Origin of the sequence: Vibrio sp. 10N.239.312.D08, assembly GCF_041466145.1 — a bacterium.
GTDB lineage: Bacteria > Pseudomonadota > Gammaproteobacteria > Enterobacterales > Vibrionaceae > Vibrio > Vibrio crassostreae_C.
This window is the reverse complement of sequence record NZ_JBFSSD010000036.1, coordinates 1-11,575: the sequence shown is the minus strand read 5'-3', so window position 1 is coordinate 11,575 and position 11,575 is coordinate 1. Positions and strand designations below refer to the sequence as shown.

Here is an 11,575-nt window from a genome sequence, read left to right as displayed (position 1 = left end):
GGCTCAGCTAGGTGCTTAAATTCGGAAAAGTGATGATCTATTAAATATATCGGATAAATGACGTAAAACTATAGAGATGAAAACAAAAAATGTGTTGCAGCAACAATATTCGCAGCAATTTCACACAATTTGACTAACAATATTTTTAATCGATTAAAAAAGCCCCACTAAAGAGTGAGGCTTTTTTATCAAAGCAATAAAGCTTAGAAGTAATCGCGAATCAGAACTTCAGCGATTTGAACTGCGTTTGTTGCTGCGCCTTTACGAACGTTATCAGCGACAACCCACATGTTTACGCCACTGTGATGGCTGATGTCGTTACGAATACGACCAACCATTACGTGGTCTTTACCACCTGCATCACGAACTTGAGTTGGGAAGTCTAGCGCTTGGAATACTTCAACACCTTCTGTGTTCTCTAGAAGCTGAACCACTTGCTCTGCACCGATTGGTGCGCGAGTTTCAATGTGTAGAGATTCTGCGTGACCGTAAAATACTGGTACGCGGACACAAGTCGGGTTCACTGTGATTGAAGAGTCAGCAAAGATTTTTTGAGTTTCCCAAACCATCTTCATCTCTTCACGCGTGTAGCCGTTCTCTGTAAATTCATCGATTTGAGGAATACAGTTGAAAGCGATTTGTTGTGAGAACGCTGAGTTTTCAGCTGGCATACCGTTAAGAAGCTTAGCCGTTTGACCCGCTAGCTCATCGATACCTGGCTTACCTGCACCAGACACAGATTGGTAAGTTGAAACGTTAATACGCTCAAGGCCCACTTCATCGTGAATTGGTTTTAGCGCTACTACCATTTGGATAGTCGAGCAGTTAGGGTTCGCGATGATGTTACGGTTACGGAACTCAGCAATCGCTTCAGGGTTCACTTCAGGCACAACCAGAGGAACATCGTATTCGTAACGGAAGCGTGATGTGTTATCGATGACAATCACACCTTCATCAGCCGCAATTGGAGCCCAACGCTCTGAAAGCTCGCTACCTGCAGAGAAAAACGCAATATGTACTTGAGACCAATCGAAGTCTTCTACGTTTTGTACTTGTATTGTTTTGCCGTTAAAACGGGAAGTTTTGCCTTCACTACGTTCACTTGCTAGTAAGTGCATTTCACCGACAGGGAATTTACGCTCTTTAAGTACTTCAAGAATGGTTTCACCAACCGCACCAGTCGCACCTAAAATAGCAATATTAAATTCTTGGCTCATTGTTTCTCTCTTTTATAAAGTTGGCTTTACCATAAAACCGAGTTTAGATAACGGCGTTAAATTACAAGATTCGTCGCCCGTTAACTCGACTGCACTGTACTCTCTGCGGTCCCAATATTCTTTACGCATCTTGTCAAAAGAACCCGGCGTAACGATATTGCGACGGAATAAGGCGTCGTCTTTGCGCACATCATAGATCAACTGAGTCAAATTGTGCAGTATTGCTTCATCCCAAGCTCTATCTAATTTCATTTGAGGTACAGGCGCTGTCGGCAATAAGTCGCTTGCATACGCACGCTGTTCAGTACCTAAAAATTCACAATAACTGTTGAAGATCATCGTGGTACCACGCGCTTTACCTTCTAAACCGTAGCCCGCTACGTGAGGCGTTGCAAAAGCGAGTAACGGAAGAAGCTCAAAGTCGACTTCAGGTTCAAACTCAAACACATCAAGCACTGCAGTGAAACCATCGGCTTTTTGCAGGCGAGCTTTTAGCGCTTGGTTATCAACCACAGGACCGCGAGCTGCATTAATCAGGATTTGATCAGCACGTAAGTTGTTCAGCACTTGCTCACTGATCAAGTGATGCGTTGGATACTCACCCGTCTTAGTGATTGGCGTGTGTAATGTAATAACGTCTGATTGTTCAAGCAAAGTCTCTAACTCAGTAAATTCGCGAGTATCACCCTCTTGCTGTTTTAGAGGGTCGTTCAGCAGAACTTTGATACCAATACCTTCAAGGCACTTCGCTAAGTAACTGCCCACTTGACCACAGCCGATAATACCAACCGTTTTATCAAAAACAGAAAAGCCTTGTTGCTGCGCAAGCACCATCATCGCACTGAACGCGTACTCAGCAACACCCACCTTGTTACAACCAGGTGCCGCAGTAAAGAAAATACCACGCTCTTTCATCAACTCTTGGTCAACGTGATCCATGCCAGCCGTCGCAGTACCAACAAACTTCAGCTTATTGGCTTTGCTGATCAATGACTCGTTTACCTTGGTAACAGAGCGAATCATCAATGCGTCTACGTCAACTAGGTCGTCAGCTGTTAATGTGCGACCAGACTTCATTGTCACTTCCCCTAGCTGGCTAAAAAGCGCTTCAGCGTAAGGCATATTTTCGTCGATTAAGATTTTCATTTGGCGAGTACTTTTGTTGGGGTCTATCGACCTAAATGTGAATTGAAATGATTGTGCAAAATTCCACACACGGTGTCGAGTAGCAATTGGAATACATTATAAATAAAGGGCTGAATCACCTAACCTTGGCAGACAAGAACCGAAACCAGAGTGAACACCCAAGATCAAACGGCTAAAACGAAAAATGCCCGATTGAATAAACAATCGGGCAAACATCCAGAACAAAAGGATCCTATCTCGCTCTCCAGGAGACAGAGTCTTGCGTCTGTTCAACCAGTACTAACCAAAGTCAGTACTGGTCAAGCTCTGGAAACCTTTCAATCTCTAAACCCAGATTTAAAAACTATGTTAAAAAAACACGTTTACCAACCTGCGTCTAAAAACTTTGTTCTGATGGTCATTATTACTGGGTGACCTGTGCGTGTTGAATCGGCACTAGCGCAACCCTTTAACGATTAACCTTGTCTCTGTAACTCAAGCTTAAGTTAAGCTTGGTACTTTTTGATTACTAGCGTTGCGTTCGTACCGCCGAAACCAAAACTGTTAGACATAACTGTAGTTAGCTCTTGATCACGAGCTTCAGTTACGATGTCTAGGCCAGCAGCAGCTTCGTCTAGGTTCGAAACGTTAATGCTTGGAGCGATAAAGCCGTTATCTAGCATTAGCGTTGAGTAAATAGCTTCGTGTACGCCAGCAGCACCTAGAGCGTGACCTGTCATCGCTTTAGTTGCAGAAATTGCTGGGCTGTTGCCACCTCCATTGCCTTGAGAGAAAACTTCTTGGATAGCGCCTAGCTCTTTAACGTCGCCAACTGGAGTTGAAGTACCGTGAGTGTTCACGTAATCAACGCCATCAACGTTTTGCATCGCCATCTTCATACAACGAACCGCACCTTCACCAGAAGGAGCAACCATGTCGTAGCCATCTGAAGTTGCGCCGTAGCCTACGATTTCACCGTAGATTTTTGCGCCACGAGCAACAGCGTGCTCAAGCTCTTCGATAACTAACATGCCGCCGCCACCAGAGATAACGAAACCATCACGGTCTGCATCGTAGGTACGAGAAGCCAGCTCTGGCGTGTCGTTGTACTTAGTAGAAAGTGCGCCCATTGCGTCGAACATCATAGTCAGAGACCAATCCAGTTCTTCACCGCCACCAGCGAATACAACGTCTTGCTTACCAAGTTGGATAAGCTCCATTGCGTGACCAATACAGTGTGCAGATGTCGCACATGCAGAGCTCATAGAGTAGTTCACACCACGGATTTTGAAAGGAGTTGCTAGACAAGCAGAAACCGTAGAAGCCATTGTACGTGGAACCATGTATGGACCAACGCGCTTCACGCCTTTCTCACGGATGATGTCTACCGCGTTTACTTGGTTTAGAGATGAAGCACCACCTGAACCCGCAACGATACCCGTGCGGTCATTAGATACTTGATCTTCAGTTAAGCCAGAATCAGCAATTGCTTGCTCCATTGAAAGATAAGCGAATGCCGCTGCATCACCCATAAAGCGCATTTTTTTGCGATCGATATGGTCAGCAGGGTTCATTTTTAGGTTACCCCATACTTGAGAGCGCAAGCCATTTTCCTTGAACTGCTCTGAAGCGGTAATACCAGATTTACCCTCTTTCAGTGATGCTAAAACTTCTTCGACGTTGTTACCGATACTTGAAACAATACCCATACCGGTGATTACGACTCGTTTCATGTGACATTCCTATAATTCTAAATTCAGCTAGATGATAACTAAGAAGCCTAACAAAAGTGGTCAGCTTTCCTAGAAATTCGTACAATCCCTACCAACATATCGCTTCAAATCACAAAATGATAGATTTTATGACTTCAATTACTAATGCAGAACTGGAATGGAATGAGTCTGGCACGCCAGTTTCAGACCAATTTGACGACGTTTACTTCTCCAATGTTAACGGTTTAGAAGAAACTCGCTACGTCTTTTTAAAGCAAAACCACCTTCCAGAGCGTTGGCTTGAACATGAACAACGCCGCTTTGTGATTGCTGAAACCGGCTTTGGCACAGGTTTGAACTTTCTTGCAGTTTGGCAATGGTTCGATGCTTTTCTTAAAGATAACCCACAAGCGATGACCAAAGAGTTACATTTCATCAGTTTTGAAAAATATCCTTTAAATAAAGAGGATCTCATCAAAGCACACCAATCGTGGCCAGAATTAGCCGAGTATGCGACGCAACTCCAAGAACACTACCCTATTGCTCTACCTGAATGTCACCGCATTGTGCTGGGCGACGGTGCAATCACGCTTGATTTGTGGTTTGGCGATATTAAAGATTGCATGCCCAACGTACCAACCCCGCGTGAAGGTTTGGTTGATGCTTGGTTCTTAGACGGTTTTGCTCCGAGCAAGAACCCAGAGATGTGGAATCAAAACCTATTCAACGGCATGGCTAAGCTCGCTAAGCAAGATTGTAGCTGCGCCACCTTCACCGCTGCTGGCTTTGTTCGCCGTGGCTTAATTGAAGCTGGCTTTGAAATGAAAAAGGTCAAAGGCTTTGGTACTAAGCGAGAAATGATCGCCGGCCGACTTGGCGAAAAGCACGCTCACACCAACATCAAACCTTGGTATGGCCTCGCTCAACACACTGAATCCCAAGACATTGCGATCATTGGTGGTGGTGTCGCCAGTGCTGCATTAGCCAAAACGCTAAGCCGTCGTGGTAAAAACATCACCCTCTATTGTGAACATCCACAAGCTGCGGGCAATGCCTCAGGTAACAACCAAGGTGCGATTTACCCGCTATTAAGCGAAGCGACCTCGAACGTGTCTCGCGTGTTTGGCCCGGGATTACTGTTTGCTCGTCAATTTATTAATCAAGCGGCTCAGTCTATTCAATTTGATCACAGTTGGTGTGGCGTGAACATCTTGATGTGGGATCAAGGCTCCACTAAAAAGCTCAACCGCATGTTGGAAGGCAACTTCCACACCGACCTGATTCAGCGTTTATCGCCAGAGCAAGCCAACGAAAAGATTGGCTTACCCGTCGATAAAGAGAGTGTTTACTTTCCGCTGGGTGGTTGGTTAAGCCCTCTTCAACTGACTCAAGGCTTGATTGGCAAGCTAGAAGAGAGCAACCAAGTGAGCGCACACTATCAACATCAAGTAACGCAACTTGAGTGGCTCGAAGCTGAACAACAATGGATACTGACGATGGATACACCTCAAGGTGAGATTCAAACCAAGCACGACCAAGTAGTTGTCGCAAACGGACACAAGTTCACTCAGTTTGAACAAACTCAGCCAGTACCACTGACTCCGGTTAAAGGCCAAGTGAGCCATATTCCGACCACGGAAAATCTCAGCCAGCTAAAAACCGTGTTGTGCTTTGATGGCTATTTGACGCCACAGAACCCCAACAATGGTCATCACTGTATTGGTGCGAACTACGACAAAACCAATATCGACCAAGAATTTGATATTGAGGTTCAGCAGCACAATGGCGAGCGCCTACATGGGTCACTACCAGACCAAGCATGGACAAAAGATGTCGATACCAGTGACAACTTAGCGCGCCAAGGTATCCGAAGCGTAAGCCGTGACCACCTTCCGTTTGTCGGAAACGTTGGTGACTTTGAAGCCATTAAGGAGCAGTACCAAGATCTCCACAACTTCAACCCGCAGCGTGACTCGGTTGAGGATGTAGAAACGGTAACAAGCTTCCCTAACCTTTATTGCTTTATCGGACTGGGTTCACGTGGTTTGAGCTCTGCACCATTATTGGCTGAAGTATTAGCATCACAGATCTGTGGCGATCCGCTGCCCTTGCCTGTTGATGTGCTTGAGGCGATTCACCCAAGTCGAATGTGGGTACGCAGACTGCGTAAAGGTAAGGCATTAACGGCTGGATGGGTTGCTGACAAGCATTCTAAATCAAAGCCGTAGTTTCTAGTTCAGCTATTTTGAACATCTGAAATTTCTGAATATCTGAAACTAATAAGTTAAAAGCTAAAAAGCCCGAGTTCATTGTGTCGCTCGGGCTTTTTGTTATTCGTGTTGCTCTAAACTGATGTTCTAAACGAAGCTGTATTTACAGCTTAGCAACCGCATCTTTGATCTGCTGAGCAATCTCTTCGTTGCTGATAGAACCAGACTCAAAATCAAAGTTATCGTAGAAGCTTGGTACTGAAACTGACGCTTTTACGTTTCCGCCAAAGTATGGCGCTGAACCTGTTGCTGCGCCAAGTACCGTTTGTGCACCGCCTGGGCCCGGTGAAGTCGCTAGGTAAACCGCCGGCTTCTCGCCAAACACTGAACGCTCAATACGTGTCGCCCAGTCAAATAGGTTTTTATACGCTGCTGGGTAGTGACCATTGTGTTCTGCGAACGAGATAACAAACGCATCAGCTTCAGCTAGGTCGCGTAGGAATGCTTGAGCACCTTCCGCTTGGCCAATCTCTTTTTCAGTGTCTTCACTGAACATAGGAACATTGTAATCGTTGATGTCTAGGACTTTTACTTCAGCACCTTCAATCAAGTTTGCTGCGTAAGTTGCTAGTGTTTTGTTGATTGAGGTAGAACTTGTGCTTGCGCCAAATGCGATAACTTTCATGATGTGACCTTTCTGTAATTCCGTTAAGTGGGATTAGAATAACGTAGTAAGAAAATGTAACCATCACAAGAAATGAACGGACTCATTCAAAAATTTCGAACGAGTCTCAAATAAACCAGTTCGCTCAGCAAAATGGGAAAGGAAGGGACTGAGCGGATAGTATTAATACATCGAGATTAAGCTTGGTTTTGTAGCTCAACCCAAAGGTCATTAACGATAGTGCGGTCTGCTGGTGTTAGTTCAGAGCGAGCGTCGTCTAGGCTCTGTTCAATACGAGCTTTTACTTCAGCCACATCTTCAATGCCTTCTTCTTCACATGAAGCCACTGAAAGAGAAATATGACCACGTAAGTAACCACCAGCAAACAGTTCATCGTCTGATGCGTTTTCAATGCGAGCATCAATTACTTCAAGTAGTTTTTCTTCAAATTCGATAATCATAATATTCTCTTATTTCACAATAAATTGGCTAGCACATAAAGGTTCTACATCGTAGAAGCTGCGTAATGCTTCAGAGAGCATTTTCACGCGAGGCGGAAACCCTACTTCAAAGATACCCATAACTTCGCTATGTACTTTATTCATAAAGGCCAAACGATCTGGCTCAAAATCGCCGTGTAGATTGTCACAGCTGACATTAAAAGGAAAGCCTGCGCTCATCGCAATGATCCATTCATACGCTTGTGGGCGAATTTCTACTTTTTCAAACTCAGCTTGAACCGATTCCGTTCGACCGTCAGGTTCATACCAATAGCCAAAATCTTCCAGTAAACGACGCTCAGGCCCAGCAACGCACCAGTGTGCGATCTCATGGAGTGCAGAGGCGTAAAAGCCACGAGCAAATACGATACGGTGATGAGAAATCTGTTCATCGGCTGGCAGGTAAATAGGCTCGTCTGCACCCAGTTCGAGCTTGGTATTGTAGCTATCGAAAAAGGTTTGATTGAAAATATCGATGATGTCTGGGTATTGGTGCGTCATAAAATCAAATTTAAGTGAAAAGAACGGGGACATTTTGCGTTTTTTTCAGCGCTCGGTAAAGCCCTATCACGAGCAATGGCATTGGGTTGCCCCCAATACTTTACCGTGACAATCGATTGCTGATCCCAGATTACACTACTTTGAGGTGAATGATTAGTTTAGCTAATCTGAAAAGGCCATTCACGGTACAAATATTCATTCGTCAATCAGCATTTTTACTACTACACTCGCGCTTCATTTTTATATCCCTATGGCCTATAAGACTCCAATTTATAGACCTATATTATAGAGCTACAGCAATGCTACTAAGTGTTTTGTATATCATTGGCATCACGGCAGAAGCCATGACCGGCGCTCTCAGTGCTGGCAAACAAAAAATGGATTGGTTTGGTGTAATGTTGGTTGCGAGTGCAACGGCAATTGGCGGCGGTACAGTACGCGATATCTTACTCGGTCATTACCCTTTAGGTTGGGTTGAAAACCCGCAGTATCTAGCGATCACCTGTATCGCCGGTGTTATCACAACAGGACTGGCTAAATGGGTAATCAAGCTAAAGGGCTTGTTCATTCGTTTAGATGCTCTAGGGCTTATCGTGTTCAGTATCATTGGCACTAAGGTAGCGATGACTATGGGTCTTCACCCAATGATCTGCATGGTGTCTGCCTTGGTAACTGGCGTGTTTGGTGGTTTGCTGCGCGATCTTATCTGTCGTCAAACACCGTTAGTGTTGCATGAAGAGCTATACGCGTCTGTCGCACTTGTCGCTTCAGGTTTATACCTAGGTTTGCTTGAGCTTGGCATCAACGACGTAACGGCGACAATTGTGACGCTTGTAGTTGGTTACTTGCTGCGCATGGCGGCCGTGCGATTCAAGTGGCGTTTACCTTCGTTCCAGCTTGATCCTGAAAGTTCAGTGCATTAATGGATTAAGAGCCTTAAGCTGCTAGCTGTCTTTAATGACGATAGTCGCTAACCGGACGAATAATCCTGCTAATGTGAAAAAGGGTTACTTCATTACGAAGCAACCCTTTTTTGTTTCTACCAATTCTATTCTAAATAAAAAGAAGCAGAATTAGATTTGTGGTGTTTCAGTTGTCACACCAAAGTTTTGACCACGATGACGTAGCAAGTGGTCAAGCAGCACGATAGCCAGCATTGCTTCTGCAATAGGTACCGCACGGATGCCAACACATGGATCGTGACGACCTTTCGTGATTAGCTGCGTTGCTTCACCATCTTTCGTGATTGTGTCACCAGGTACAGTGATGCTTGATGTTGGTTTAAGCGCAATGCTTGCCACAATATCTTGACCAGTAGAGATACCACCTAAGATACCGCCAGCATGATTGCTGCTGAAACCTTCTGGAGTTAATGGGTCACGGTGTTCACTACCGCGTTGATTAACAACATCGAAGCCATCACCAATCTCAACACCTTTCACAGCGTTAATGCTCATTAGAGCGTGCGCGATGTCAGCATCTAGACGATCAAAGATTGGCTCACCAAGGCCTACTGGCACTTTAGTCGCAACCACTTGAATCTTCGCACCGATCGAGTTGCCTTCTTTTAGCAAGTCACGAATCAGTTGATCAAATTCTGGTACTTTGTCGGCATCTGGACAGAAGAAAGCGTTGTTTTCAATCTCGTTCCAATCCACTTTATCAATTGAGATATCACCCATTTGAGAAAGGTAAGCTTGGATTTCAACACCAAATTCTTGTTTTAGGTATTTCTTCGCAATTGCACCTGCAGCAACACGCATTGCAGTTTCACGAGCTGAAGAACGACCACCACCTCGGTAATCACGCACACCGTACTTTTGATGGTACGTATAGTCAGCGTGGCCAGGGCGGAACTTGTCTTTAATTTCGGAATAGTCTTTAGAGCGTTGGTCTGTATTTTCAATCAATAGACCAATAGAAGTACCCGTAGTTTGGCCTTCAAATACACCTGATAAGATTTTCACTTCATCCGCTTCACGACGAGCCGTTGTATAGCGAGAAGTACCAGGGCGACGACGATCCAAATCTCTTTGAAGGTCTGCTTCGGTAATTTCTAATCCTGGTGGGCACCCATCTACGATACATCCTAGTGCGATACCGTGACTCTCTCCGAATGTGGTCACTCGAAAGTGTTGTCCGATACTGTTTCCTGCCATTGCTTCCTCTAAATCAGCTATTGAGCAGAAGGTTTGATTCCTAAACCGACTGGCTAATAGCTTTACTTGTCTATTCTTCGTGAATTCATAGTGGCTTTATTACCAAATGATGTAAACCCCAAAAAACGAACAATTTTAACTTTCTATTACATAAGCCGAATGAAACGAATAACAGAAGAAAATGAGTCGCGCTTGAAAAGAAGTGTTTTATGATATGTAAAATGCAAAAAACCCGACAACTCGGAGAGTTATCGGGTTTCTTTAAATAATGGCACGCCCTGAAGGATTCGAACCTTCGACCACCTCCTTAGAAGGGAGGTGCTCTATCCAGCTGAGCTAAGGGCGCGCTACAGGAACGAATTATACGAATTCGAATCAGTAAAGCAACGGCTTTATGTAACATTCTGATCTAAGTGGGTAAAAAAAGGTCAACAAACATATAAGTGTTGGAAAATAGAGCAAAGCAAACGTTTGCTTGATGGTAATCAAAAAGATTTTCTGGAATAATGCGCCAAAAACATCAGCCACTAACTTGAATATCAATACTAAGGAAATTCATGACTGCTCAAAATATTGATGGAAAGCTAATTTCTCAAACGGTTCGCTCCGAAGTTGCTGCACGTGTAAAAGCTCGTACTGAAGCTGGATTACGCGCTCCGGGCCTAGCGGTTGTTTTAGTGGGTGAAGACCCTGCTTCTCAGGTTTACGTTGGAAGTAAGCGTAAAGCGTGTGAAGAAGTTGGCTTCGTATCTAAATCTTACGACTTGCCAGCCACTGCGACAGAAGACGAATTGTTAACACTTGTAGACCAACTGAACGACGATCCAGAGATCGACGGTATTCTTGTTCAACTGCCTCTACCAGCAGGCATTGATAGCACTCACGTTCTTGAGCGTATCACGCCAGAAAAAGACGTTGATGGCTTCCACCCCTACAATGTCGGCCGTTTGGCTCAGCGCATGCCTAAGCTTCGCTCTTGCACGCCAAAAGGCATCATCACGCTGCTTGACCGTTACAACATCGACTTACGTGGTAAACACGCGGTTGTGGTTGGCGCATCAAACATTGTAGGTCGCCCAATGACGCTAGAACTTCTTCTAGCAGGTTGTACAACGACAACATGTCACCGCTTCACCAAAGACCTTGAAGGTCACGTGCGTCAAGCAGACGTTGTTGTAGTTGCCGTTGGTAAGCCTAACTTCATTCCTGGCGCTTGGATTAAGAAAGGCGCTGTTGTGGTCGATGTTGGTATCAACCGTTTAGAATCTGGCAAACTAGTGGGCGACGTTGAATACGACGTAGCGAAAGAAAGCGCAAGCTTCATCACACCTGTGCCGGGTGGTGTTGGCCCAATGACGGTTGCGAGCCTAATCGAGAACACCATGATCGCTTGCGAGCAATTTCACTCGAAGTAGTCCGCAGCGCATATAAATAAATCGAGTAGGAGGAGGCCTCACGGCCTCCGTCCTCTCACACCACCGTACAAG

At 45.0% G+C, this 11,575-nt stretch carries 10 protein-coding genes and 1 tRNA gene; 3 read left to right on the top strand and 8 right to left on the bottom strand.

The window, feature by feature from the left end; genetic code table 11:
- Positions 1–203: 203 nt before the first annotated feature.
- From AB6D58_RS17505 to fabB, 3 genes are all read right to left on the bottom strand, one after another.
- Entirely contained in the window at positions 204–1,217 is a 1,014-nt protein-coding gene (locus tag AB6D58_RS17505) for an aspartate-semialdehyde dehydrogenase (protein ID WP_372109805.1), read from the bottom strand.
- A gap of 12 nt (positions 1,218–1,229) precedes the next feature.
- Positions 1,230–2,363 carry a 4-phosphoerythronate dehydrogenase gene (locus AB6D58_RS17500; RefSeq protein ID WP_372157899.1) on the bottom strand — a complete coding sequence of 378 codons (1,134 nt, stop codon included), beginning with the start codon at positions 2,361–2,363 and terminating at the stop codon, positions 1,230–1,232.
- A 485-nt stretch (positions 2,364–2,848) separates the two neighbouring features.
- Entirely contained in the window at positions 2,849–4,075 is a 1,227-nt protein-coding gene (fabB, locus tag AB6D58_RS17495) for a beta-ketoacyl-ACP synthase I (protein WP_017070308.1), read from the bottom strand.
- Between the two features lie 128 nt (positions 4,076–4,203).
- On the opposite strand from fabB, the gene mnmC reads away from it, so the two are divergent.
- Complete coding sequence (gene mnmC, locus AB6D58_RS17490; protein WP_372157896.1) at positions 4,204–6,282, top strand: bifunctional tRNA (5-methylaminomethyl-2-thiouridine)(34)-methyltransferase MnmD/FAD-dependent 5-carboxymethylaminomethyl-2-thiouridine(34) oxidoreductase MnmC; 2,079 nt, start codon at positions 4,204–4,206, stop codon at positions 6,280–6,282.
- A 145-nt stretch (positions 6,283–6,427) separates the two neighbouring features.
- On the opposite strand, the gene AB6D58_RS17485 is transcribed toward mnmC, so the two are convergent.
- The 3 genes from AB6D58_RS17485 to AB6D58_RS17475 all read right to left on the bottom strand — a co-directional run bounded on the left by AB6D58_RS17485 (position 6,428) and on the right by AB6D58_RS17475 (position 7,929).
- The gene (locus tag AB6D58_RS17485; protein ID WP_372157893.1) at positions 6,428–6,949 is read right to left on the bottom strand and encodes an NADPH-dependent FMN reductase; all 522 of its coding nucleotides are present in this window, start codon (positions 6,947–6,949) and stop codon (positions 6,428–6,430) included.
- A 176-nt stretch (positions 6,950–7,125) separates the two neighbouring features.
- Positions 7,126–7,389 carry a YfcL family protein gene (locus AB6D58_RS17480; RefSeq protein WP_017063425.1) on the bottom strand — a complete coding sequence of 88 codons (264 nt, stop codon included), beginning with the start codon at positions 7,387–7,389 and terminating at the stop codon, positions 7,126–7,128.
- A gap of 9 nt (positions 7,390–7,398) precedes the next feature.
- On the bottom strand, positions 7,399–7,929 hold the full coding sequence (locus AB6D58_RS17475; protein ID WP_017070305.1) for an elongation factor P hydroxylase: 531 nt from the start codon (positions 7,927–7,929) through the stop codon (positions 7,399–7,401).
- Between the two features lie 299 nt (positions 7,930–8,228).
- On the opposite strand from AB6D58_RS17475, the gene AB6D58_RS17470 reads away from it, so the two are divergent.
- Positions 8,229–8,852: a trimeric intracellular cation channel family protein gene (locus AB6D58_RS17470; RefSeq protein WP_004734183.1), complete on the top strand. Its 624-nt coding sequence runs from the start codon at positions 8,229–8,231 to the stop codon at positions 8,850–8,852.
- A gap of 150 nt (positions 8,853–9,002) precedes the next feature.
- Here the strand turns inward: AB6D58_RS17470 and aroC are convergent, their stop codons facing one another.
- Positions 9,003–10,088, bottom strand: a complete 1,086-nt coding sequence (aroC, locus tag AB6D58_RS17465; RefSeq protein WP_017062360.1) for a chorismate synthase — start codon at positions 10,086–10,088, stop codon at positions 9,003–9,005.
- Positions 10,089–10,357: 269 nt separating this feature from the next.
- Positions 10,358–10,434, bottom strand: a tRNA-Arg gene (locus tag AB6D58_RS17460).
- A 211-nt stretch (positions 10,435–10,645) separates the two neighbouring features.
- Here AB6D58_RS17460 and folD point away from each other — a divergent pair.
- Positions 10,646–11,503 (top strand): bifunctional methylenetetrahydrofolate dehydrogenase/methenyltetrahydrofolate cyclohydrolase FolD, encoded by an 858-nt coding sequence (gene folD, locus AB6D58_RS17455; protein WP_017062367.1) that lies wholly within the window; start codon positions 10,646–10,648, stop codon positions 11,501–11,503.
- Positions 11,504–11,575 lie beyond the last annotated feature (72 nt).